At 34.1% G+C, this 25376-nt stretch carries 27 protein-coding genes; 4 read left to right on the top strand and 23 right to left on the bottom strand.

Translation table 11 applies throughout. The features are described 5' to 3' along the window. Positions 1-4 precede the first annotated feature (4 nt). From Q0929_RS01365 to dnaE, 4 genes are all read right to left on the bottom strand, one after another. Positions 5-391 (bottom strand): hypothetical protein, encoded by a 387-nt coding sequence (locus Q0929_RS01365; RefSeq protein ID WP_299227457.1) that lies wholly within the window; start codon positions 389-391, stop codon positions 5-7. A gap of 17 nt (positions 392-408) precedes the next feature. Continuing rightward, positions 409-921 carry a 5-(carboxyamino)imidazole ribonucleotide mutase gene (gene purE, locus Q0929_RS01360; RefSeq protein WP_299237795.1) on the bottom strand — a complete coding sequence of 171 codons (513 nt, stop codon included), beginning with the start codon at positions 919-921 and terminating at the stop codon, positions 409-411. Continuing rightward, a complete protein-coding gene (locus tag Q0929_RS01355) occupies positions 918-2072 on the bottom strand; it encodes a 5-(carboxyamino)imidazole ribonucleotide synthase (RefSeq protein WP_299237794.1) in 1155 nt (384 codons plus the stop codon). Before Q0929_RS01355 ends, purE begins: the two co-directional genes overlap by 4 nt. A gap of 222 nt (positions 2073-2294) precedes the next feature. Then, positions 2295-5795, bottom strand: coding sequence for a DNA polymerase III subunit alpha (dnaE, locus tag Q0929_RS01350; protein ID WP_299237793.1), 3501 nt, complete (start codon positions 5793-5795; stop codon positions 2295-2297). A 222-nt stretch (positions 5796-6017) separates the two neighbouring features. Here dnaE and Q0929_RS01345 point away from each other — a divergent pair, with 222 nt between their 5' ends. From Q0929_RS01345 to Q0929_RS01330, 4 genes are all read left to right on the top strand, one after another. Continuing rightward, positions 6018-6392, top strand: coding sequence for a CZB domain-containing protein (locus tag Q0929_RS01345; protein WP_299237792.1), 375 nt, complete (start codon positions 6018-6020; stop codon positions 6390-6392). Between the two features lie 136 nt (positions 6393-6528). Then, on the top strand, positions 6529-7008 hold the full coding sequence (locus Q0929_RS01340) for a BCAM0308 family protein (protein WP_299237791.1): 480 nt from the start codon (positions 6529-6531) through the stop codon (positions 7006-7008). Then, on the top strand, positions 7005-7694 hold the full coding sequence (gene radC, locus Q0929_RS01335) for a DNA repair protein RadC (RefSeq protein ID WP_299237790.1): 690 nt from the start codon (positions 7005-7007) through the stop codon (positions 7692-7694). Before Q0929_RS01340 ends, radC begins: the two co-directional genes overlap by 4 nt. Next, positions 7695-8315: a hypothetical protein gene (locus tag Q0929_RS01330; RefSeq protein ID WP_299237789.1), complete on the top strand. Its 621-nt coding sequence runs from the start codon at positions 7695-7697 to the stop codon at positions 8313-8315. Positions 8316-8550: 235 nt separating this feature from the next. On the opposite strand, the gene sucD is transcribed toward Q0929_RS01330, so the two are convergent. From sucD to Q0929_RS01235, 19 genes are all read right to left on the bottom strand, one after another. Next, on the bottom strand, positions 8551-9432 hold the full coding sequence (gene sucD, locus Q0929_RS01325; protein ID WP_299237788.1) for a succinate--CoA ligase subunit alpha: 882 nt from the start codon (positions 9430-9432) through the stop codon (positions 8551-8553). 12 nt (positions 9433-9444) lie between these two features. Beyond that, positions 9445-10614 carry an ADP-forming succinate--CoA ligase subunit beta gene (sucC, locus tag Q0929_RS01320; RefSeq protein WP_299237787.1) on the bottom strand — a complete coding sequence of 390 codons (1170 nt, stop codon included), beginning with the start codon at positions 10612-10614 and terminating at the stop codon, positions 9445-9447. 24 nt (positions 10615-10638) lie between these two features. Further along, positions 10639-11748 (bottom strand): chordopoxvirus fusion protein, encoded by a 1110-nt coding sequence (locus tag Q0929_RS01315; RefSeq protein WP_299237786.1) that lies wholly within the window; start codon positions 11746-11748, stop codon positions 10639-10641. Between the two features lie 45 nt (positions 11749-11793). Beyond that, positions 11794-12357: a Fe-S-containing hydro-lyase gene (locus Q0929_RS01310; protein ID WP_299237785.1), complete on the bottom strand. Its 564-nt coding sequence runs from the start codon at positions 12355-12357 to the stop codon at positions 11794-11796. Positions 12358-12367: 10 nt separating this feature from the next. Further along, positions 12368-13213: a fumarate hydratase gene (locus Q0929_RS01305; RefSeq protein ID WP_299237784.1), complete on the bottom strand. Its 846-nt coding sequence runs from the start codon at positions 13211-13213 to the stop codon at positions 12368-12370. A gap of 28 nt (positions 13214-13241) precedes the next feature. Further along, complete coding sequence (locus tag Q0929_RS01300) at positions 13242-14240, bottom strand: malate dehydrogenase (protein WP_299237783.1); 999 nt, start codon at positions 14238-14240, stop codon at positions 13242-13244. Positions 14241-14561: 321 nt separating this feature from the next. Beyond that, on the bottom strand, positions 14562-14933 hold the full coding sequence (locus tag Q0929_RS01295) for a competence protein comp (protein WP_299237782.1): 372 nt from the start codon (positions 14931-14933) through the stop codon (positions 14562-14564). 1 nt (position 14934) lies between these two features. Further along, a complete protein-coding gene (locus Q0929_RS01290; RefSeq protein ID WP_299237781.1) occupies positions 14935-16089 on the bottom strand; it encodes an SAM-dependent methyltransferase in 1155 nt (384 codons plus the stop codon). Further along, positions 16090-16782: an NADH-quinone oxidoreductase subunit I gene (locus Q0929_RS01285; protein WP_299237780.1), complete on the bottom strand. Its 693-nt coding sequence runs from the start codon at positions 16780-16782 to the stop codon at positions 16090-16092. A 12-nt stretch (positions 16783-16794) separates the two neighbouring features. Then, a complete protein-coding gene (locus Q0929_RS01280; RefSeq protein ID WP_299237779.1) occupies positions 16795-18525 on the bottom strand; it encodes an NADH-quinone oxidoreductase subunit D in 1731 nt (576 codons plus the stop codon). Between the two features lie 575 nt (positions 18526-19100). After that, complete coding sequence (locus tag Q0929_RS01275; protein WP_299228006.1) at positions 19101-19514, bottom strand: secondary thiamine-phosphate synthase enzyme YjbQ; 414 nt, start codon at positions 19512-19514, stop codon at positions 19101-19103. A gap of 5 nt (positions 19515-19519) precedes the next feature. Then, entirely contained in the window at positions 19520-20359 is an 840-nt protein-coding gene (gene aroE, locus Q0929_RS01270; RefSeq protein ID WP_299237778.1) for a shikimate dehydrogenase, read from the bottom strand. Beyond that, a complete protein-coding gene (locus tag Q0929_RS01265) occupies positions 20356-20610 on the bottom strand; it encodes a NifU family protein (RefSeq protein ID WP_299228010.1) in 255 nt (84 codons plus the stop codon). The genes aroE and Q0929_RS01265 overlap by 4 nt, the downstream gene beginning before the upstream one ends. An 11-nt stretch (positions 20611-20621) precedes the next feature. Then, complete coding sequence (locus Q0929_RS01260) at positions 20622-20843, bottom strand: hypothetical protein (protein WP_299237777.1); 222 nt, start codon at positions 20841-20843, stop codon at positions 20622-20624. Then, on the bottom strand, positions 20843-21076 hold the full coding sequence (locus Q0929_RS01255; protein WP_007547323.1) for a sulfurtransferase TusA family protein: 234 nt from the start codon (positions 21074-21076) through the stop codon (positions 20843-20845). The genes Q0929_RS01260 and Q0929_RS01255 overlap by 1 nt, the downstream gene beginning before the upstream one ends. After that, positions 21048-22115 (bottom strand): hypothetical protein, encoded by a 1068-nt coding sequence (locus Q0929_RS01250; protein WP_299237776.1) that lies wholly within the window; start codon positions 22113-22115, stop codon positions 21048-21050. The genes Q0929_RS01255 and Q0929_RS01250 overlap by 29 nt, the downstream gene beginning before the upstream one ends. Beyond that, a complete protein-coding gene (locus Q0929_RS01245; protein ID WP_299237775.1) occupies positions 22115-22576 on the bottom strand; it encodes an iron-sulfur cluster assembly scaffold protein in 462 nt (153 codons plus the stop codon). The genes Q0929_RS01250 and Q0929_RS01245 overlap by 1 nt, the downstream gene beginning before the upstream one ends. A 280-nt stretch (positions 22577-22856) precedes the next feature. Further along, complete coding sequence (locus tag Q0929_RS01240; protein ID WP_299237774.1) at positions 22857-24068, bottom strand: cysteine desulfurase family protein; 1212 nt, start codon at positions 24066-24068, stop codon at positions 22857-22859. Between the two features lie 12 nt (positions 24069-24080). Next, on the bottom strand, positions 24081-25160 hold the full coding sequence (locus Q0929_RS01235) for an Mrp/NBP35 family ATP-binding protein (protein ID WP_299237773.1): 1080 nt from the start codon (positions 25158-25160) through the stop codon (positions 24081-24083). Positions 25161-25376: the final 216 nt, after the last annotated feature.

Here is a 25376-nt window from a genome sequence, read left to right as displayed (position 1 = left end):
CTGTTTATTTTATAATCCCAAAAAGCTTTCCTAAAAGCTCTAAGGCGTTTGGATTAAAAATTATGTTTATTATTACTATTATAGCTATAAGTCTGATTTCCATAATCTTCATGTCTTTTCTTACTAAGTCAATTTCTTTCCTAACTAAATCAATCTCTTTTCTTACTAAGTCAATTTCTTTTTTAAGTTCAACTTCTGAAATTTTTAAATCATACTTAGTAGCAAGCTCTTTTTTAAGCTCTTCGGAAATTTCTACTTTTAAAGATTCCTTTGTGTTCATAAGCTCGTTGGAGATATGAGTTGATAAAACTTCTACCAATGCCTGGGCTTTCTCTTTTCCAAGTGCATCTTCAAGTATTTGATATGCTTTTAATGGAATTACATCACTCATAGTCCAATCCTCTATTTTCAAATTCCCATCTCTTCAATATATGATTTATAACCAATCTCTTCAAGTTTTTTGGCTTTTTCTTCTACTTTATTTTTTAGCTCTTCCTTATATTGCTTTAATTTATCTGCAATATTCTTATCAAAGGTAGATAGTATAGATAAAGCAAGTAATGCAGCGTTTTCTGCGTTGTTTATGGCTACTGTTGCAACCGGTATTCCTGCCGGCATTTGAACGATTGATAACAAAGAATCAAGACCATTTAAAGAAGAAGTTTTTACCGGAACGCCAATTACAGGAAGATGTGTTAATGATGCAACCATTCCAGGAAGATGGGCTGCACCACCTGCTCCGGCTATGATTACTTTAATACCTCTTTCTTCTGCTGTTTTTGCATACTGATACATTCTGTCCGGCGTTCTGTGAGCTGATACGATTGTTATCTCATAAGGAACTTCAAATTTATCTAATATAGCAGCTGCTTTTGACATTACAGGTAAATCTGAATCACTTCCCATGATAATTCCTATCATATCTGAACTTCTCCTTTTACTTTGATTAAATCTTTCACTACTTTTGCTTTTTCTATAAGTCTGTTTTTGTCATAATCTATTATTGTAATGTGCCCCATCTTTCTAAGCGGAAATGTTTCTAATTTTCCGTAAATATGAACGTATACACCATCTATCGCGAGAACTTTGTCTAAATTTTCATAAATTGGCTTTCCTTTGTAGCCTTTTTCTCCAAGTAAATTTATCATTACAGCCGGTAAATACTGATTTGTTAAGCCAAGGGGTAGGTTTGTTAATACTCTGACAAGCTGTTCAAACTGACTTGTCTCGCAGGCTTCTATTGTATAGTGTCCTGAGTTATGAACTCTTGGTGCTATTTCGTTTAAAAGTATTTTTCCATCTTTTGTAAGGAATAACTCAACACCAAAAACTCCAACACCTTCCAAAGCTTCAACAGCTGAAATTGATATTTCCTGTGCAAGTTTATAATGTTTTTCATCAATATTTGCCGGCACTAAAAGATATTCAAGCAGATTTCCCTCCGGATTAAATACCATTTCAACAACTGGATAAATCCTAATATCTCCATTAATATTTCTAACTACTATGACAGCAATTTCTTTTTCTATGTCTACTAATGATTCTATATAAGATTCTTCTTTTAACGCTTTATTTAAATCCTCTTCTGATTTGATAACAACTACACCTCTGCCATCATACCCACCTTTTTTTATCTTTTGAACGCACGGAATATGTTTTTTTATTTCTGAAATATCTTTTATTTCTAAAAATTCCGGCTGAGGAATGTTATATTTTTTAAAAAACATTCTTTGCTTGTATTTGTCTTGCAGGATTTCAAGAGTTGTTAGTGATGGATAAATTTTGTCTGTCGGAATTGTTTCTTTTAAAGAATCTATATTTATATGTTCAATTTCGTATGTGATAATGTTTGATATATTGTTTAATTTTGCCAGTTTTTCTTTATCATTTACACTGCCAACTATTTGTTTGCATACAGAAGAAGCTGGAGCTTGTTCGTGTGGGTCAAGGCATACAACGTTTAAGCCAAGTTTTCTACATTCAAAACCAATCATTTTTCCAAGCTGTCCACCGCCAAGAATACCAATAGTAAAATCTGTTGGCACAGTGAGCTTAAAATTTTTTAAATCCATTAACGCCAACGCCTCATTGGTCTTATGATTTTTAATATAATATGATATCATAGGGATAATGTGGGTCTATAATAAAAGAGATTGCTCCAAAAATTAACATTGTCATTCTGAGCAAAGCGAAGAATCTCCTTTTTCCCTCAATTTTTAAAAGAGGAGATCCTTCGGCTTACAGCCTGAGGATAACAAGGAAAGGTAAGCTTGCAAGAATCTTGGAACACTCTTTCAATACACCTCTATCTCCTTCTCAGAAAGATGATTAAGTATTTCATATTTAAAGTTTTCATCATAATTTATATGAAAATCGGAGTGTAAAACAATTTCACAGTATGGTTTTCTACCATTATAAAGAACAACTACAACCTCTTTATCTCCTTTGTTTTTAGTTAAAACATCCTTTATTTTTTCTAATACACCATTGGCCGCTTTTTCTCTTGAAAGTTTTATTTTAATGCCTTTAATCTCTCTTGTTAAGCTTTCTATCGATTCAATATTATTCGCCGTCATTGATATTTTCTCCTGTTCTTCATCTACTTCTAAAACGCCTTCTAAAATGACTATATTGTCATCTTGAAGTAATTCTTTGTTTTCAAGTTTTTCCGGAAATGCTCTTACATCCATCTGTCCGGTCTCGTCAGAAATCTGAAACACTACCATTGTAGCTCCGGATTTTGTTTTTTTGTATTTAATCTCATCTATTACGCCCGCAATTTTAACTTTTGAACCTGACTGGAAAGTTTTATCGCCAAAAGCAGACTCCACAATCTGGCTAATTTTTAATACTTTGCCCTTTAACTCATTTTTATAAGCATTCAATGGATGTCCAGAGAAGTAAAATCCAAGAACTTCTTTTTCTAATCTCAATTTTTCTTTTTCTGTTAATTTAGTTCCACCTTCGTATGTGTGTTTTACGTTTACGACAGGTGTTGTTGCAAGAGCAAAAAGTAAGTTTTGTCCTGCTGATTTGCTATCTCTTGCTTTTTGTCCTGCTGTGATTGCCTTTTCTACGTTTTCAAGCAAGATGCCTCTATCAATCCCTTCAAAATCAAAAGCTCCAGCCTTTATCAAAGATTCTAAAACTTTTTTGTTTGCTACTTTTGTATCAAATCTTTCGCAGAAATCAAAAATATCCACAAATGGACCATTTTTTTGTCTTTCTTCAACTATGGATTTTGCGACCTCTTCTCCAATACCTTTGATTCTTGATAATCCAAATCTGATTTGAGATTTTTCTTCTATGGCAAACTCAGGCATGCTTTTGTTTACATCCGGCGGCAAGATTTTTATGTTAAAGTTTTCCATGTCAAGAAGTAGGTTTAAGAATTTACTGTCGTTGTTTTCAGTTGATAGTTTTACTGAGAAAAATTCTTCAGGATAGTACGTTTTTACCCATGCTGTCCAGTATGTTAGATATGCATAAGCTGTTGAGTGAGATTTGTTGAACGAATAAGAAGCAAACTTTTCTATATCGTCCCAAAGTTTTTCTATTTTTCCTCTATCAAATCCTCTTTCTACTGCTCCATTAATAAATCTGTCTTTCATTTTTGCCATAACTTCAGGGTTTTTCTTACCTATAGCTTTTCTTAATGTATCAGCTTCTGCCATGGTAAACCCTGAAAGTATGTTTGACATAAACATTATCTGCTCTTGGTATACAATCAATCCGTATGTTTCTTTTAGTATATCCTTTACTTCTTCAAATGGGTATTCTATAGGCTTTCTACCATGCTTTCTTTCTATGTATTCGTCTACCATTCCACTCATAAGCGGTCCGGGTCTAAATAGTGCAAGAATAGCTATAATTTCGTCTAAGTTTGATGGCTTTAATCTTACTAACAGGTCTTGCATACCTTTACTTTCTAATTGGAATACACCGGTAGTTCTTCCTGATTGTAAAAGTTTAAAAACATTTTCATCATCAAAAGGTAAACTGTTATAATCAACATCTACTCCATGTCTTTCTTTGATTAATTTTTTCATATAATCAAGTTCTGTTAGAGTTTTTAGACCTAAAAAGTCCATTTTTACAAGTCCAAGCTGTTCTAAGGTTTTCATCTCAAACTGGGTTGCCCTGTTTCCGTCTTTATCTCTGTATACAGGCACGTATTCATCCAGTGGTCCAGGAGCTATAACAATACCGGCTGCATGGATTCCTGTGTGTCTTGCTGAACCTTCTAACTTTCTTGCAAGGTCTAAAAGCTCCCTTACCTTCTCATCAGTTTCATACAGTTTTTTAAAGTCAGGATGGGCTTCTAAGTTTTCATCTATTGTTAGCGTTGAGCCTTGAGTTGGTCCAGGCAGTATCATTTTTGCGATTTTATCTGCTTCTTGATAAGGAAATCCAAGGGTTCTTGCAACATCTCTTATAACCATTTTAGATTTCATAAAGTTAAACGTGATAATCTGGGCTACGCTATCTTCTCCATACTTTTGTTTAACATAATCAATAACTTTCTCTCTTCTTTCCATGCAAAAGTCTACGTCTATATCCGGCATTGAGATTCTATCGGGATTTAAAAATCTTTCAAAAAGTAGTCCGTGTTTAAGAGGGTCTACTTCTGTTATTCCTAAGCAGTATGCAACCAATGAACCGCCAGCTGAACCTCTGCCAGGTCCTACCGGTATTCCGTTTTTCTTTGCATAGTTAATAAAATCTTGAACTATCAAAAAGTATTCTGCAAAACCCATTTGGTTTATAACATTTATCTCATAATCCAATCTTTCTCTGTATTCTTTGAGTTTTTCAGGGGTTAGGTTTTTTATGTTCTCCAATCGTCTTTCCAATCCTTCTCTTGCAAGTTTTTCAAAATACTGGGCAGGGGTCATTCCTTCCGGAGTTTCAAACTTAGGGAATAAGTATCCTCTTGTTTCAGCTGTATCTATCTCTAAATTACATTTCTCTGCAATTTCCACTGTATTTTTTAAATACTCTTCATAGCCTTTAAATTTCTCATACATCTCTTCCGGTCTTGTAAAATGAAGACCTTTAACTCTAAAAGCCTTGCCTTCTGAGTATAATTCTTTTAGTGTTTTCTTCATTTGTAATGCTTTTACTACATCGTGAGCTATATGGTCTTCTGGGTTTAGATAGTGAGAATCGTTGGTTCCCACAACCTTAACACCAAGCTCTTTTGCAAGCTTTATTATTCCTTCGTTAGCTATATTTTGCTCTTCTAAACCATTTACCTGAATTTCAAAATATAAATCATCTCCAAAGATATCCTTTAATCTTTTTGCATATTTTTTAGCTTCTTCGTATTTACCCTGTGCAAGGAGATTTGGAACAAATCCTTTTAAACAAGCTGTTTGACAGATGAGTCCTTCATGATACTTTTCAAGAAGTTCCCAATCTATTCTTGGTTTATAGTAAAATCCTTCAGTGTATGCTATGGAAGATAGTTTCATCAGATTCTTAAATCCTGTTTTATCTTTGGCAAAAAGGATTAAATGATAGTTTTTATCTGTAAGAATATCGTCTGAACCTTCACCTTTTTTCTCAAATCTGTTGTTAGTAAAGTAGCTTTCCATACCTATAAGCGGCTTAACGCCGACTTTTCTCATTTCTTCATAAAACTCGACAGCTCCAAAGATATTTCCATGGTCAGTAAGACCAACTGCTTTATATCCATATTCAACCGCTTTTTTTGCAAGCTCTTTTGGCTTTATCATTCCATCAAGTAGTGAATAATGAGAGTGTAAATGTAAATGAACAAAATCTTTCGCCATTTTGACCACCTTGGCATAATAATTAGGCAAAAATTTTATATCGGTGGTTTATAAAACTTCAAATTTTTAATTTTTGATTATAAATTTAATATATGGTAAAATTAAGCAGATTATATGCTCAAACAAGGAATTACCTTAGGTATTTTTAAAAAGTGCTATTGGACTAGAAGCTTTTAAATTAGAAACAGACTTATAAGAAGTCTTTAAAGAGAGGGCGTAAAGATGTCATTAGCAAGAATAAAAGAGTTTCTTGATGAAGCGGATATGTTGATTGCTCAGCATGCTATTTGCATATCTAATTTAGAAAAGGCTATAGAAAAAGGTGAAAAATTTGAACATAAATCCTGTCATGAATGTAAGTTTGGTTTAGAGTGGGACAGTCATATGGCACCTTTAAAGAATGAGTTTCCTGATGAATTGAGGTCTTTGGTGGAAAAGATAGAAAAGATTCATTGCGAATTTCATGAAATTAGCATGCAAATAGACACAAAAAACCCTCAACCCTCAGATAGGGAAAATCTTGACAGAATGGAAAAACTAAGCACTTTACTGCTTCAAAATCTTTTAGCCTTCAGAAGACTTTTAAATTTGGAATAATTTAATATAGATATGGAGTTTTATTAACTTCTTGGTAGGAATTTTGATATTAAAAATTTTACTACCATCAACGAGCTTTTATTTGACTCATTTAAAGTATGTTATTTGTTAAATAAGAAACAAAGGAGAGAAAATCATGAAAAGAATGGATAAACTAATTCAAGAGTACATTCACGACCCATACTTTACAAAGGAAAAATATCACGACCCATCTGTATGTGAAAGATGTGGCGTCGTTTTTCACGATGGAATTTTTGAATGGATAAATCCACCGCCGGCAAACGCAGAAAAATTTATCTGCCCGGCATGCAGAAGAATTGAGGATAAATACGAAGGTGGAGTAGTTTATTTAAAAATATCTCCTTATTTACAAAAACATAAAGAAGAAATCTTTAATCAAATCAAAAATGTAGAAGAAGAGGAGATGAGATACAGACCATTAGAAAGAATTATCTCTATAGAAGAACAAGATGACGAAATTGTAATTAAAACAACTTATGAGCATCTTGCAAGAAGAATAGGTGAAGCTATCCATAGAGCACATAAAGGAGATTTAAAGCTAAGCTATCCAGAAGGCAAAAAGTATGTGAGAGTTTACTGGCAAAGAGAAGAATGAAACAAGATAGACTTATTTATAAAAAACGTATAAAAGAACTTCCAAAAGATATGCTTCCAAGGGAGAAAGCCCTTAAAGAGGGTTTTTCTTCCCTTTCTGATGAAGAGCTTTTAGCAATATCTCTTGGCAGTGGAACGAAAGGAATAAATGTCATAGGACTTGCACAAAAAATACTCAATGGAAAAAGCTTTAAAGACCTAAAAGATATAACCTTAGATGATTTGAAAAAAATAAAAGGCATTGGTGAGGCAAAAGCTTTACAAATTCTTGCAATCATAGAAATTGCAAAGAGAATGGACGACCATGCTGAAAAAATAAAAATCTCTTCCGTGTCTGATGCTTTTAATTATCTAAAATTTTTATCAAAAGAGACCCAAGAGCATATGGTAGCTCTATATTTAAACAGCTCTAACCATCTAATAGCTCAAGAAGTTATAGCAAAAGGCTCTTTAAACGTAGTTAGAGTGCTGCCAAGAGACATTTTATACTATGCAATAAAGCATAACTGTAATGGAATTATAATAAGCCATAACCATCCGAACAATGACCCAACTCCATCGCAAGAAGATATTGAGTTTACTAAAAAGCTTCAAACCCTTGCCAACGAGCTTGGATTTGATTTACTTGACCATATAATTGTTGGTAAAAAAGATTTTTACAGCTTTGCAAAAGCAGGTTTGATTTAAATGAACGAAATCTTAATCACAATAATAACTATCTCAATAATTTTAACTGGACTTAAATCTTCTAAATCTGATGAAGAAATAGTTAGAACAGAGCCTTTTTATGTCGTAACATACGAAGGTAAAACAAAGAAGGAAGAAGATTATACAGCTGTATATAAAGTGTATGCATTGGGAATAGGAGTTGGTGAAGTTTACTTTATTAAAAAAGACAACAAAATCGAAGCAAGAGGGCAAACTTACCCATCATTAAGATTTTTGTACAATTATGACTTTGTTTATTTAGAACAGAATGATTACAAAGCTCTTTATGAGAAAGAAAAAGAAAAGGAAAAAATATATGAAAACCAAGAAATATATGAAAAAAAACCTTGGCTACCAATAATATCCCAGTTTTTTAAAGGTAGATTAAAAGAAGATGATATTTTAAACATGAAAATTGAAGTCAACGATACACCCCTAAGAATATCAAAGCAAGATACAGCATCAGAATATGTTTACATATTTGAGCCACAAAATAGTAAAACAAAAAGGATTACGATATACATAAATAAAAATGAAGATGTACCGTATCTTATAGAAATTGAAGGAAAGGTAAATATAACGCTAAAAAGGATTAAATGATAGTTGTTAAAGTAAAATTGGGTATGTTCCAAAAATTAGCATCTTCATTCTGTAGCTGACGAAGAATCCCTTACTTTTCTCTTCAAGTCAAAAAACCAAAAAAGAAATCCTTCAGCCTTCGGCCTCAGGATGACAAGGAAAGGCAAATTTACAAAAATTTTGGAACAGCCTAACGTCTATTATTTTCATAAAAAAGTGATCCCTCGGCTTTACAGCCTCGGGATGAATTAATTTATTAGTTTCCTTTTAAAATCTTCTCTACAGTCTCTCCAATTATTGATGGGTTTTTAACCGTTATTGCTCCTGCAGATTCTAAAGCTTTGTATTTTTCTGCTGCTGTTCCCTTTCCACCGGAAATAATAGCTCCAGCATGTCCCATTCTTTTTCCTGGTGGTGCTGTTACGCCGGCTATATATGCAACAACCGGTTTTTTAACATAAGATTTTATGAATTCTGCAGCCTCTTCTTCTGCTGTTCCACCAATTTCACCAATCATAACGATTGCCTCAGTTTCTGGGTCATCTTGGAACCATTTTAAAACATCGGCAAAAACTGTTCCCGGAATTGGGTCTCCACCAATACCTACAGCCGTTGATTGACCAATTCCTCTTGTTGTAAGCTGATATGCAGCTTCGTATGTTAATGTTCCGCTTCTTGAAACTATTCCAACGTTACCTTTTTTAAATATATGACCAGGCATAATTCCGATTTTTGCCTCTTCCGGTGTGATTACGCCCGGACAGTTTGGCCCTATTAAAACTGTGTCTGGATAATATTTTTTGATGTACTGTTTTACCGGCAGCATATCATTAACTGGGATACCTTCTGTAATACAGATTACTGTTTTTATTCCTGCATCTACTGCTTCTAAAATTGCATCTGCTGCAAATGGTGGTGGAACGAAGATTAGTGAACAGTCTGCTCCGGTTTCTTTAACCGCTTCATTTACAGTATCAAATACAGGTATTCCTTCTACATTTTCACCTTTTTTACCGGGAGTAACTCCACCTACAACCTGTGTTCCGTATGCTTTACATTGTATAGCATGAAAGCTTCCTTCTCTTCCGGTTATTCCTTGAACAATTACTTTTGTATTTTTATTTACTAATACGCTCATCTTAAACCTCCTTTACTGTTGTTTATTTGCTGCTTCTACTGCTTTTAATGCACCTTCCCACATTGTGTCAGCAGTAATTAATGGTAATCCTGATTCTTGAAGCATCTTTTTACCAAGCTCTACGTTTGTTCCTTCCATTCTAACGATTACAGGAACGTTTATAGATACTTCTTTTGCAGCAGTGATAATACCTTCTGCAAGTCTATCACATCTTAAAATACCACCAAAAATATTTATAAATATTGCTTTTACGTTAGGGTCTGATAGGATTATTTTAAATGCGTTTGCTATTTGGGTTGCGTTTGCAGAACCACCTACATCTAAGAAGTTTGCAGGTTCTCCACCAGCAAGCTTGATTGTGTCCATAGTTGACATTGCAAGACCTGCACCGTTAACCATACATGCAATGTTTCCATCTAATTTTATGTAGTTTAAGTTGAATTTTTTAGCTTCTACTTCTAACGGCGAAATTTGAGTTGGGTCGTCCATTTCCATAATTTCTGGATGTCTAAACAATCCGTTATCGTCAAACTCTAATTTTGCATCAAGAATAACAATATTTCCATCTTTTGTTAAAACTAATGGGTTTATTTCAACCATTGAAGCATCTAATTCTATATAAATCTTATAAAGAGTTGTAAAAATTGATGCAGCTTTGTTTAATAGATTTTTTGGAAGACCAAGTTTTAAAGCAAGCTCTCTTGCATGATAGCTTCTTAATCCTATGAACGGTTCTATTGTTTGAGTGATGATTGCCTCCGGATTTGTTGCTGCTACTTCTTCTATTTCCATACCACCAGCAGCAGAAACCATGATAATTGGCTTAGATTTACTTCTGTCAAGTGTAATAGCCACATAAAACTCTTTGTCTATTACTGTAGCTTCTTCTATATATAATCTGCTAACCGGTAAACCCTCCGGTCCTGTTTGGAATGTAGCAAGTTTTTTACCAAGTAATTCTGATGCTATTTGCTGAACCTCTTCTATAGATTTCGCAAGTTTAACACCACCGGCTTTTCCTCTACCACCTGCGTGAATTTGGGCTTTCACAACAACAGGCCATGTTCCAAGCTCTTCTGCTGCTTCAACAGCCTCTTTAACATCAAAAGCTGGATAACCTCTTGGTACTGGCAGACCATACTTTCTAAAAATCTCTTTTGCCTGATGTTCATGGACCTTCATCTACGTCAACCTCCTTGTATTGATTTAGTCAAAGTCATATGAGTAGTAAATCTTTACTCCTTTTTCTTCTGCATATCTATCTACTTGTGGCAATGTTTGATAAGTAATCATGATAGGTATAATCTTCTCTGCAAAAAAACTTTTAATCATTTCAATCGTTTTCAAAAATTTATCTACATCCATCTTTTTAAGCTGACTTTTACCTTCACCTATGATTACAACTTGTTTATCTTTCTGTCTTCCTTTTCCAAAAATATTAATTTCAATAAACTTTTCTTTACCTAACTCTAAGTAAGTTCTTATAAGTTTTCCCTCTATATCTATATCAAAGTCTTTTTTCAATAGTTTTGGTAGAGATTTATAAGCTCTATCCTCTAATGTGTATCCAACAGTATGAGCTAACCCACCAACTTCTTTTCTTGTTAGTTTTAAACCTTCTTCAACCTTAATAAGCCTTTCTTCTAATTTCTTTTGATTCTCTGTAAGTTCTTTTACCGATATCGTTAACTGTTCAACTCTCTCAGTGAGCTGATCTAATCTTTCAGTAAGCTTGTCAACCCTTTCAGTGAGCTTATTTAACCTTTCCTCTGTTTGTCTTTGCGCTTCTGCAAGTTGATTAACCCTTTCCGTGAGCTTATTCAACCTTTCTTCTGTCTGTCTTTGAGCCTCTGCAAGCTGTTCAACCCTTTCCGTGAGCTTATTTAATCTTTCCTCTGTTTGTTTTTGTGCTTCTGCAAGTTGATCTACTTCTTCTGTAAGCTTATTTAATTTTTCTTCCGTCTGTTTTTGTGCTTCTGCAAGTTGATTAACCCTTTCTGTTAGCTGGTCTAATCTTTCGGTTAACTGTTCAACTTTCTCAGTGAGTTTATTTAATCTCTCCTCTGTCTGCCTTTGTGTATCAACTAACTGCTGAAGTTTTTCTTCTAACTTTTTTTGATTTTCTGTAAGTTCTTTTACTGATGTTGTTAAATCTCTTACTGATATGGTAAGTTTTTCTACCTCTGTTTTTAACGCTACGAAATCTTCTCTGTTTACAGTTTCACCTAAAAACTTTACAAGCTTTATAATTGCATTTTTTGTTTTTGGGTCTAACTCTTCCAAAACTTCAAGAAAATCTATCGGTATAACTTGCATTCCACCTTTTCCTCAATGATTAGCTAAGGACATTTTTAATTGAATTTAAATCACCAGCTTCCTATACTTCTTTTGACCTTCTTCAAAGACATCTCCACCATATATATCATTAGCAACAATCACAGGAAAATTCTCAAAATATAGCTTTCTGATTGCCTCCGGTCCTAAATCTTCGTATGCTACCATTTCTACCTTTGTAATATGTTTAGATAAAAGTGCTGCCGTTCCACCGTAAGCAGCAAAGTATACTGCTTTATATTTCTTTAAAGCCTCCTTTACTTCCGGACCTCTCCAGCCTTTACCGATAGTTCCTTTTAGTCCAAGCTCAAGAAGTTTTGGAGTGTATTTGTCCATTCTGTAAGCTGTTGTAGGTCCTACCGAACCTATTACTTGACCCGGTTTTGCCGGTGTAGGTCCAACGTAATAAATGACCTGACCTTTTACGTCAAAAGGCAATTTTCCAGTTTTTTCATACTCTTCAAGCATTCTTTTATGTGCTGCATCTCTTGCTGTATAGACCCAACCGTTTATTAAGACTTTATCTCCGGCTCTTAGATTTTCTATAACTTCGTCTGTTAAAGGTGTTGTAATTATTTTAGCTTCTACCATAGTCAAACTCCTATATTTCTATCTCTTTATGTCTTGCTGCATGACATTGGATATTAACAGCAACCGGCAAGGAAGCAATATGACAAGGTGCGATTTCAATTTTTACGTCCACAACCGTTGTTGTTCCACCAAATCCAAGTGGTCCAACCCCAAGCTGGTTTGCAAGCTCTATAAGCTCTTCTTCTAATTTTGCTATTCTTGGGTCCGGATGACGTTCTCCAATATGTCTAAAAAGAGATTTTTTAGCCAATACTGCAGAATAATCAAAAGTTCCGCCTATACCAACTCCTACTGTAAATGGTGGACATGCATTTGGACCTGCATTGGCTATAGATTGAAGAATAAATTTTTTAACCCCTTCCAATCCATCTGCCGGCTTTAACATAGCTTGTTTACTTTGATTTTCAGACCCGCCACCTTTTGCAGCAAATTTGATATTTATTTTATCTCCCGGCACAATATCAAAGTATATTAAAGCCGGAGTATTGTCTCCTGTGTTTTTTCTGTCAAAAATTGGGTCATAAGCTAAGGATGCTCTTAGATAACCTTCTTTTGTAGCTCTTCTAACACCTTCATTTATAGCTTCTCTCAAACTTCCGCCAACAATCTTAACATCCTGACCGACTTCCACAAAAAATACAGGATATCCAGTATCTTGACAATAAGCTACTTGCTCTTTTTCTGATACTTGCGCATTCTTTAAAATTTCATCTAATATTTCTCTTCCAAGTGGAGATTCTTCTTTTTCTTTGGCTATTTTTATTGCTTGAATAAAATCCTCTGGAAGCTTGTATTCACTATCCATTACAAGATTTTTAACTTTATCTATGATTTCATTAACGTGTATTTCTCTCAAAGGTTTCTACCTCCAATATAAGCAAAGCTTATATTAATTTTAACTCTTTTATTCTCTCAATTCCTGATTTTACAGATTTAACTGAAGATTCCCACATTGCTTTTTCTTCTTGGCTTAACTCTACTTTTAGCACTTCCTCCCATCCATGGGCACCAACTTTAACCGGTAAACCAATACAAATATCGTAAGCTTCATAAAATCTTGCATCTTCTCCTTCTAAATAAATAGAACATGGCATAATCTCTTTTTTATCTTTTAAGATTGCTTCTACCATTTCAACGACAGAAGCGCCGGGTGCATGGTAGGCAGAGGTTCCCATTAAGTTAACAATCTCCCCTCCCCCATATTTTGTTCTATCTATAAGCTCTTTCAGTTTTTCTTCTGTAAATAATTTCTTGAGCGGAATCCCTCCAACGTTTGAAACAGAAATTAAAGGAACCATATCGTCTCCATGGCTACCAAGAACAAAGCAGTTTATATTAGATACAGAGACCTTAAGCTCTTGAGATATGAAAGTTTTAAATCTTGCTGTATCAAGAACTCCAGCCATTCCTAAAACTCTATGCTTGCTAAAACCGGTGATTTTTAACGTTGCATAGGTTAAAACGTCAACCGGATTTGAAACTACTATAACAACGGCGTTTGGTGCATACAATGCTATTCTTTCTGCTACTGTTCTTATGATATTAACGTTTGCTGTAAGTAAATCATCTCTACTCATTCCAGGTCTTCTTGGAAATCCGGCTGTTATTACAACTATATCTGAATCTTTCATTGGCTCATAACCTTGACCATCCGGAGTAACATTGTATCCTTTTATATCAACATCAACTCCAAGAGCTGCAGCCATTTGTTTAATATCAAGAGCTTTTCCTTTTACAACTTCAAAAGTTCTGTCTTCTGTTTTCCTAGGTAAATCAAAAAGTTTTATATTTGCTAATTCTTTGATTGCTATTAAATTCGCTACATGCTCCCCAACATTCCCCGCTCCCACGATGGAAACAGTTGGTCTTTTATACTCTCCCATTTTAAAGCCTCCTTGAGCAAAAATTTGTATAATTAGGATATAACGACATTTGAATTTTGTCAATCAAACAGTGTTTGATTTTTTGAAAAGAAAAACAGGAGATTCCTTGCTTCGCTCGGAAAGAAGATATGGATTTTTAGAACAACTTTACCCCCTGAATAAGTTAGAGGTAAAAGGCAGAGATTCTTCTCATGGTTTTAAAATGACGACAAAAGGTCAATTAATTTTTCGATTTAATTAGAATTTTAAAGCACTCTCTTATAGTAGATTATAAAGTTTGTAGACGATGCTCTGCCGTTGTGATTAAATGATTTTTTTATTCTACCCCTGTTTTATATTAAGATAAGTCAAAGCTATCCCAGCCAAAACAAGAATTGGTAAGCCTATGATGATGGTTACCACAATGGATAAAATACTTGCAATAGCTGACTTTTTAAAGTTTTCTTTGAATAAAATTTTACCAAGATAAATCTGCACAAAAATAAGTAGTGTAAACATCAAAATAAGTGAGTAATGAGATAAATATTTTTCAGACAGAAGCTTAAAAGAGCCTGCTATCGTATAGCTTATTAGCACAACTAAAAAGGACAAAAAGAAAGAAGTATTTTTATAGACAGCAAGCTTTGAAGAGTACCAGTAAGAAAAGGTAGCAATCAGTAAAAACGAAAAACCAACTATAAAATTATAAAGCATTTTACACCTCTATTTTGTACCTATCGCTTTCATATGGAAGGTTTTTAAGTCCTGTAAGATTTGGATTTTGTATATTTTTTGATTGAATCAAAATTTTAAACTTTTCTCCCATTCCCTTTGGTAAGATTAAGGTTTTTAATCTGTTTAATCTCTCGTAAGATTTGTAATCTCCTTTTTCTTGCAGCTCTTGAAAAATATCCATCAAGCCAAGACTGATTAAAAAGTGTGCTTGGTCTGTAAAGCCTACAAAATCAAGCTTGGATTTTTTACCATAGTAAACCAGTGCAGAAAAATTAACATGAGATGTTATATCTTGAAGACCAACATTTTGATAAAAGTTTTCATTGTATGTGTGTTTATAATAACAAAGAAGCGTTCCTCTCATTCTGTATGGTTTATAGAGTTCTTTTGATGGATAGCCATAATCTACTGTAAAGACAAAGCCTTTTTCTAATTTATTTCCAATTTCTTGTATTAAATCCTTAGCATACAGATTTATTTCTGTTGTCATTCCTTCCGGAATATCAATGTTTAAATCTTTTAAATACTGCAAAATCTCCCTCTGTAGCTCTTTTAAAACTTCTTTTATGTCATCGCCTTCCAATGTTATATAAACTTCAAATATTTTGCCGTTTATTTTCCTAATTAGATGAACAGGTAATGCATCAAAAAGCTCGTTTGAGTATATGATGCCATTGATATTGTCAATTTCTGTTAAATCTTCATAGAAAGATACATTATCAAAATCTTTTAAAAGCTTTTTCTGATAGTCTCTGTGGTATGGAGATTTTTCAACTGAGATGAATTCTAAAATTTTATACAAATTTGGATAGTTATTTTTTATGTAAGATAAAACATCATAAGCAAGATATCCTTTTCCAGAACCTACTTCAACTATCTGAAATTTTTGATTTTTAAAGTAATTTTCATAAATTTCATTAAACTGTTTTGCAAGAAGATTTCCAAAGGCAGGGTCTAACTCGCTTGATGTATAAAAGTCTCCATGTCCTCCGATTTTTTCTTTTTCTGATGTGTAATATCCAAGATTTGGATAATAAAGAGCCATCTCCATAAAATCTTTAAAGGAGATAGCCCCTTCTTGCTGAATTTTTTGTTTAATTATATTGATTAACTCTTCTTTTCCGGTTAATTGCATCTAAGCTGTTTGGTCTTGGTAGTTAGGACCAAGCCTTGGCATGTTAAAGTCCCAAAGTCTTTCTCTTGTTTTATCGTATTCCGGCCATAATTTTTGGTCTTCTCTCCATGCTGATTTTTCATCAAACTTTTCTTTTCCTCTTCTTGCAACAAAATCATTTGCTATCTGAGTTAGTACATCTTTATCTAAAACCCAGCTTTTTCTTGTGTAAGATGAAAGGTCGTATATATCCGTCATGATGATACAATCGGTCGGGCATGCTTGGGTGCATAAACCGCAGAATGTACATTTAGATAAATCCATGTTAAAAACTGTCATTACTTTTAAACCATAATGTGGATGGTCTTCTGGAACATCAAGTTTTTCCGATTGAATATCAAAAAGCTCCGGTACTGGACAAGCTGCCTGACAAAACTTACAAGCAATACATCTCGTTTCTCCCGGTTCTGGTGGCTTAATCTTCAATCTTTTAACCCAGCTATCAAACTCAGGATTTTCTGTTCCATCCACTGTTCTAAGTCCGTGAATTCCTCTAAATCTTATCGGTGGAGTAACAACTTCGTAAGGAAAGTCAACAGTTATTACCTTTTTCCAAAGATGCTTTATTGTAGTTTTTAATCCTTTTATAAAATCTAAGAAAAATATTTTTTCTACAAGTGTTTGCGGTTTTGCTCCTACTTTTTTAATTCCCATGTTTAAAACCTCCTATCTATCCGTTTCTCCAACGACTGGGTCTATAGTTGAAAGTAAAGTAATTGCGTCTGCAATCGGTCTTCCAATGATAGCTTTTGTAAATACTTGTAGATTATAAAATGCTCCAGACCTAATTCTCATTCTGTGAGCTTTTAATCCATCTTTTTTATTGTAGATATAAAATCCAAGCTCACCTCTTGGGTTATCTGATGATGCGTAAGTTTCACCAGCCGGAAGTTTCATTCCTCTACCATCTATTGTTACTTTTAGCTTCTTCTCATCCGGTGTTTGGAAGAAGTAAGGGTCATTTTTAGACATTTTTCTAAGTTTAGCTATACATTGCTGTATTATTCTTATGCTTTGTCTCATCTCTTCCATTCTTACTAAGTATCTATCGTAAGAATCACCTTTTTCTCCAACGGGAATATCAAACTCAACTTCTCCATAGGCATCATACTTATCTATTTTTCTAACATCATAAGGGACGCCAGAACCTCTTGCTACCGCTCCAGTTAAACCATACTGATACACATCCTCTTCTGTAATAACACATACATCTTTATTTCTGGATAGCCAAATTCTGTTTCTTGTTAAGAGTGTTTCGTAATCATTAATTCTTTGCGGAAGGTCTTTTATAAGATGCTCGATAGCATCTAAAGCTCCATATGGTAAATCTGCAAACACTCCACCAATTCTAAAGTAATTTATTGTAAACCTTGCTCCAGTAATTCCTTCTATAATATCCATTATTTTTTCTCTTTCTCTGAATGTATATAAGAACATTGTCAAAGCACCAAGGTCAAGGGCATAAGTTCCAAGCCAGAGAAGATGGCTATTGATTCTTGAAAGTTCTGCCATCATAGTTCTAATCCATTTTGCCTTTTCTGGCACTTCTATCCCAAGCATTTTTTCTGCTGCTAAAACATAAGCATGGTTTTCATTTATTGCTGCGATATAGTCCATTCTGTCTGTGTAAGGTATAAACTGCTGCCAGTTGACATTTTCGCCAAGCTTTTCAACACCTCTATGAAGCTGACCGATAATAATATCACATTGTTTTACATATTCACCATCTAAGTCAAATAAAAACCAAATTGTACCGTGTGTTCCAGGGTGAAGCGGTCCCCAGTTTAACACTATTTGAGATGTTTTTGCCGGCATTCTTTTTTTCTGTGTTATTTCTAAATCTTCCATTGTTGGAAGAGCTGTATGCATTCTATCGTAATTAAATAAACCTTCTAAATTTTCCCCTCTTAAAGATTCATTTAGAGATGGTAGCTCAGTATCTTTTATACCTTCAAGCGGAAAGTCTTTTCTAAGTGGATGGTATGGATAGGTCTCCCAAAGTAGCATTCTGACTAAATTTTCATGACCTTCAAACTTTATACCAAACATATCCCAAGCTTCTCTTTCAGCCCATTTTGCACCTTTCCAAAGGTTTGTAAGGGTTGGAAGTGTTTCGTTTTCCGCCCATGTTTTGACGATTATTCTTTCTTGATTTTTTGGAGAAAATAGAATAACTACTCCTTGAAATCTTGGATCTTCTTTTTCTCCATGGTCTATTATAGTAAGGTCTATAAACATTTTGAATTGATATTCCGGGTCTTCTTTTAAGAATGTTAGAAATTCTATGAATTTATCTTTTGGCACTTCTACAGATACAACACCTTTTCCCTCTGAAACCTTTGGATATCCAAATCTTTCTTCCAACTTTTTAGCTTTTTCTAAGCTTATCCATGCCATACCTTTCTGCCTCTCAAAAAATTTTTAAAACAGTGTTATAAAATCTTAACCTTTTTTTTGAAAATTATCAAGTATTTGTATAAGTCATACCGATTTGGGAAGGTTTCTATTTACATGAATTTATGATATCACAAAAGTGCTCCACAGTTAATTTTTTGTTTAAGAAGTGTTCTAAAATTCTTTTAAGCTTACCTTTCTGTCATTATGAGCAAAGAGAATGATTTTCGTTCTTTCTAACTCTCACTTATTAACTATCATGGCAGTTTATATTCTTACCATGTTTAAAAAAGGAGAACCTTTGGACTTACATCATTAGGAAAATGACAGGAAAAGCTGGCTGATAAATATCAAAAAAAGAGAACTCTATTTAACATTCTGCAGCCGGCGAAGAATCTCATTTTTTGATCCTTCGGCTTACAGCCTCAGGATAACACGGAAAGGTAAGCTTATAAAAATTTTGAAACACCCGCCAACATATATAAAAACATTAATCTTTTTTAAAATTCATTATTTCGATGGTTTTTAGATTTTAATTCAATGCTTAGCTTATTTAAAAGTGAGGCATAATACTTTAATCACATTCCAATTATCTTTATAATAACACGCTTTGGTCTTTGGCCATCATATTCTACATAAAAAACCTCTTGCCATGGACCAAGGTCTAATTTGCCATTTGTGATGGGAAGTACTACCTGCAGATGAGTTAAGAGATTTTTTAGATGTGCATCTGCGTTATCTTCACCTGTTAAATGGTGCTTATAATCCTTTTTGAACGGTGCTAAGTTATCAAGCCAATTCCAAATATCCTCATGAAGCCCTTCTTCATCATCTTGAACAATTACGGAAGCAGTCAGATGCATTGCAGATACAAGACAAAGCCCTTCTTTAACCTCAGATTCTTTAACTGCTTTTTCTACCTCTTCAGTAATTCTTATTATTTCACGCCTGTTTTTTGTATTAAAAGTCAAATACTTAGTATAGCTTTTCATAAGCTTTATACCCCAATAGCCTTTTTCATAACTTCTATTGGTGCCGGTTTGCCAGTCCAAATTTCAAAAGATTTTGCCCCTTGGTAAATTAACATAGGATATCCATTTTGATATTTAGCATTTTTTTCTTTTGCTTTTTGTAACAGTTTAGTATCTTTATAGATAATATCTACGACTGTATGGCTTGAATTAATAAGATCATAATCAAAAATTTCTGGGTCATCTTCATTTAGACCCACGGAAGTTGTATTTACTATAAGTTCAACCTCGTTTAAAATACGGTTTATCTCCTCTAAACTGATTGGCTTTATAATCATTTTAACAATCCTATAAAAGTTAGAAAAATCTTCTATCAAATTCTCTGCTCGTTGGATGTTTCGGTTGGCTAAATAAATTTTCCCGGCTCCTTGGTTTAACAGTCCATAGATAATTGCCCTTGAAGAACCACCTGCACCAATGACTAAAACTCGTTTACCGGCTATATCCGGCATAATTTCTTTTAAACCTTCAATAAATCCATGCCAATCTGTATTGTACCCAATAAGATATCCATCAATATTTTTGATCGTGTTGACAGCTTTGATTACTTTGACTTCTTCTGAGATTTCATTAAGATATGGAATTACATTTTCTTTGTGTGGAATTGTGACATTGACGCCTTTGATATCCAAAACTCTTAAAGATTCTACCGCTTTTTCTATATCTTCAGGTTTTACCTGAAATGGTACGTATACAGCATTTATACCAAGATGTTGGAATGCTGCTGTTTGAAACGTAGGAGACTTTGAATGTTTTACAGGATAACCAAATATTCCATAGACTAAGGTATTTCCGTCTAAAGTCATGTTATTTGATATTTTTCTTCTCCAATGTTTACAGCCTTAACCCATGGAAGAGATTCTTTTATAGTATAAATTACCAAATCTTTCATTGTCATATCAGCAACCGGGCATGTTTGACATGTGCCGTATAATTTTAAAAACACTTCGTCGTTTTCAACTTTAACAAGCTCAATATTGCCGGCATCTGCAAGTAAAGCAGGTCTTACTTTGTCTAAAATCTCTCTGACCTCTTGTTCTTTGTCAAAAGCCACCATCTTACTACCTCTTAATGTTTGTTTACTATTTTATAAAAATCTTGTATGATTTTTTCTCTTTCTTCTTCAGGCACGTTTAAAAGTTTTAACGCCCCAATTAAGCTCAACTTCTTAAAAAGTATTGTATCTAATCTTTCTTCATAAAAATATTTTAAATACGGTTTGTACCTTTCTTCAAGCTTAGGAAATTCTTTAAAAATGTCTGAAATTTTACTTTCTATTGTCAACCTCATTACACCTTCCTGATATAAAAGTGTAATATTCCGTCTTCTTCTTTGTACCCTAAGAATTCATTTCCAGTGGTTTGACACCAAGCCGGTACATCTTGGATAGCTCCTTCATCGTCTGCTAAAAGCTCTATAATCTGACCTTTTTCTGCTTTTTTTGCTACTTTGGCAAGTTCTGTTATAGGGATTGGACAGTAAGTCCCTGTTGCATCATGGACTATGTCTGCTTTTATTTCCATTTAAGCTAACCCTCCATTGATTGATTGTTTCATCATCAAAAGGAAATCCAGTCAAAATTTCCTCTCTATCCATGAAAGAATATTTTACATCAATTTTACCGTCAATTGTCTTTGAATATCTTGCAATTATATTGGCAATTATTTGTTTATCATCCTCATCTAAGATTTCGCCGTTTATGGTTTTTGCAATTGCCACCGGACCTTTTCCAAGTGGTTCAAAAAAATGATAGCTTTTCTTAAATCCTAATAAGAAATTGTTTTCTCCTTCATTTCTTGATACGATTAACTTAGTTCCTGAGTCTAATCTGAAATGTCTTCCTACTGTGAATAAAACTAAATCCTCTTGTGTAATTTTCCCTTCAACTGCCATTGTCTCCTTGTATTTATATGCATAGTTTTCATCAGTAAGATAACAGCATCCGCCAGCCGGTGATTCATACTCATCTATTCCAAGCTCTTTTGCAAGCTCTATTTGTCTTTTTCTGCTTCTTCCGACGATGCCTTCTAACTTTTCTCTATCTACCCATCCGTTTATTTCTGGAATTGTTGGGGGAAGCTTTTTAGCTGATAATGGTCTAAGAATAAGACCCTCTAAACCTGCTTCTTTTTCTATGATTTTTAAAGGAATAGATTTTTGACTTTTTGGTCTTTGTCCAAGAACTTCACCTGAAATTACAAAATCTGCCCCTACTTCTTGCATAATTTCTTTTGCTTTTTTAAACATATAGATTCTACAATCTATGCATGGATTGATATTTGCCCCATATCCATATTTTGGATTTAGGATAACATCCATATAACCATCTGATATGTCCACTATTTCTAAAGGAAATCCATATTTTGCAGCATATTTTAAGGCAGGATTCATATAGTGGGAGCCGTCTTCTTTTTTCTCGCCTCTCCTTCTTTTGGTTTCTGTTATACAGAATCCTGTGTAGAAGTGAAGTGCTAAAACATCAATACCTTGGTTTTGAACGAGCTTGATAGCAAGGGTACTATCAAGCCCACCGGAATATAACGCTACCGCCTTTCTTTTCATTATCCTATATGCTCTAAGGATACTGTTTCTTCTTCGTGGTCTTCTTCTATACAGTCAGGTATTTTGCTTGCCTCTTCTACTCTACCTTGTTTTAAAAGATAGTCTTTAATGGCTACATGAAGAGTTTCTAATCCTAAGTTTGTGCAGTGAATTTTTTGTGGTGGTAGTCCGCCAAGCTCTTCAAAAATTTCTTTATAAGTTAAGTTTAAAGCATAATCAATAGGCTTTCCTTTTACCATTTCTGTTAAAACGGAAGATACCGCTATCGCTGAACCACAACCAAATGTTTTAAACTTAACATCTGTAATCGTGTCTGTCTCTTTATCTACTTTTATAGTAAAGAGCATAGCGTCACCACAAGATGGATTACCACATTGTCCTATTCCATCCGGATTTGGAATCTCTCCCAAGTTTCTTGGATTCATAAAGTGATCCATTACTTTTTCTGTATATTCAAACATGTTTAAAACCTCCTGATAGATTTTAAATTAAAATAAGCTTTTACTACTCTTATTCCAATGATATTAATCACGTAAATCGTAAGGGTGTTCCATATTTTAACTAAGTTTAAAAATTAATTAACACTTTTGATCGTCATTCTGAGCGAAGCGAAGAATCTCTCACTTTTACCCAATTTCTCATACAAGGTATGTTTACATATAATTTCTACAACCAACAAAAATTTTAGAATGCTCTCCGTAAAACGTAAAAAGTGATGAATAAATAAAACTACTCATTTTCTTACTTAAACTTTGATGCTTTTTTTGTAAACTCTTCCCAGTTTTCTGGGCTAAACGGAGATATCTCTCTAAGTCTTGCAACTACTTTTGGAAATTCTTCAATAATATAATCTATATCCTCTTCTGTGTTGTCTCTTCCAAGGGAGAAAACGATAGAACCGTTTGATGCTTCCTTTTCTACTCCTATTGCTGCTAAAACGTGAGACTGTTTTAACGCATAAGATACACAAGCAGACCCCGAAGCTGTGTATGTCTTTTTAATATTTAACATTAAAAGCATTGCTTCACCTTCAATATACATCACGATCAATGAAAGATGGTTAGGAAGTCTTTTTTCTGGATGGCCTGTAAACCTTATGTAAGGTATTCTTTCTTCAATACCTTTTTTAAGTTTGTCTCTTAAGTATCTTAATCTGTTTACTCTGTCATCCATTTCTTTTATTGCAAGTTCAGCTGCCGCACCCATTCCTACAATTCCAGGCACGTTTTCTGTTCCTGCTCTTCTTCCACCTTCTTGTATTCCACCTTCTATAAGCGGTTTTAATCTAATTCCTTTTTTAACATACAATCCACCTACACCTTTTGGAGCATAGAAGTAATGACCTGTAAATGAAGCCATATCAAGACCCCATCCTTCAACATCAACAGGCATATGACCAACTGCAGCAGCTATATCTGAATGGAAAACTACTCTCGGATTTTTTTCTTTCACTGCAGCAACCAATGCTGGCATATCTTGAAGGGTTCCAATTTCTCTGTTTGCAAATCCAACAGATACAAGAATAGTATCTTCTCTAACAGCAGCGGCTAATTTTTCTGGGTCTATGATTCCATACTCGTCAGGCTGAACTTCTGTAATTTCAAATCCTTCTTTTTCAAGTGTTTTACAAGAGTGCAAAATAGAATGATGCTCTATTGCAGAAACAACAATATGTTTTCCTCTTCTTCCTGGTGCTTTTGCATATCCTTTTATTGCAAGGTTATTAGCCTCTATAGCCCCTGAAGTAAAAACTATATCTTCTGGATTTGATACATTTAAAAGCTGTGCTACTTGCTCCCTTGCTCTGTTTATAGCTTTTTTTGCTTCTATTCCCATTTCATGGAGAGATGTGGGATTACCAAACTTTTCTTTAAAATAAGGCATCATTGCTTCTATGGCTTCATCGCAAACTGGCGTAGTTGCCAAATGGTCTACATATATTCTTCTGTTCATAATTAATACCTCCTATTTATTAAGCTTTTCTACAACTTTTTTGGCGATGTTTATAAACTCTTGTGCTGATTGTGAATCCTCCTTAGCAAATACTATTGGTATTCCTAAGTCTGAAAACTCTGCTACCTTTGGCTCTATTGGTATCTTTCCAAGCAGTTCCACACCGTAATTCTTTAACAATTCTCCCGTTTTGCTTTTTCCAAATATTTCATAAGCTTTACCACTGTCTGGACATACAAAATAGCTCATATTTTCTACTACACCAATTAATGGAATTTGGACTTCTTTAAACATTTGTATACCTTTTTTAACGTCAATCAATGCTACGTCTTGAGGTGTAGTTACGATAATAGCTCCATCTACTTCTGCTGTTTGTCCTATGGTTATTTGAACATCTCCTGTTCCTGGTGGTAGGTCTATAACTAAGTAATCAAGCCCTTCTTCTCCCCAATCAATATCAAATAAAAACTGTGTTAGAGCTTTAAATAATACTGGACCTCTCCAAATTACAGGCGTATCTTCTGACGGCAATAAAAATCCGATAGACATAACTTTTACGCCGTGAGCTTCCGGTGCAATAATTTTATCCCCTTGTGGAGTTTGTCTTGCCATAACTTTTTTATCTTTGGCTCCAAACATAGTTGGACCGCTTGGACCATACATATCAGCATCTAAATAACCTACGTTATAACCAAGTTTTTTTAATGCAGATGCTAAATTTACTGCAACCGTTGACTTTCCAACGCCACCTTTTCCGGAGGCTACCAGTATAACCTTATCAACATTTGGAATTCTTCTTCTTGTTTCAAAAGGATTTGCTTGCGGTGGAGGAGGAGGTGGTTGCTGTTGTTGTCTTTGAGGTGGTTGGTCTGAAAACTCAACGTTAACATTTTTTGCACCAATAGACCTTAATGCTTTTTCTACCTTTTCTCTTAAAAATTGATGGTATCTTTCACTTGGAAAGAAAATAACTAAATATACATCATCTCCATCTATTCTTAAATCCTTTAACAAATCAGCTAAAGAAAAACTAACACCAATTTCTTCTAAAGTAGTTTTTTTAAGTACGTCCATTACTCCTTGTAGAGCCATAAGCAACCTCCGTTTTTATTATGATATAATATTCGAATAAATAAAGTTATTATACTATGATAGTAATCACTTTGAGCATCTAAATATCTTGTGAGAGTGTTCCAAAATTTTTGTAAATTTACCTTTCCTTGTTATCCTGAGGCCGAAAACCGAAGGATCTCTTTTTTGATTTTTTGACCTGGAAAGAAAAACAGGAAATTCTTCGCCGGCTGCAGA

The organism is Sulfurihydrogenibium sp. (assembly GCF_028276765.1).
GTDB lineage: Bacteria > Aquificota > Aquificia > Aquificales > Hydrogenothermaceae > Sulfurihydrogenibium.
Note: the sequence above shows the minus strand (reverse complement) of the source record. Positions and strands in the feature narration are given on the sequence as shown.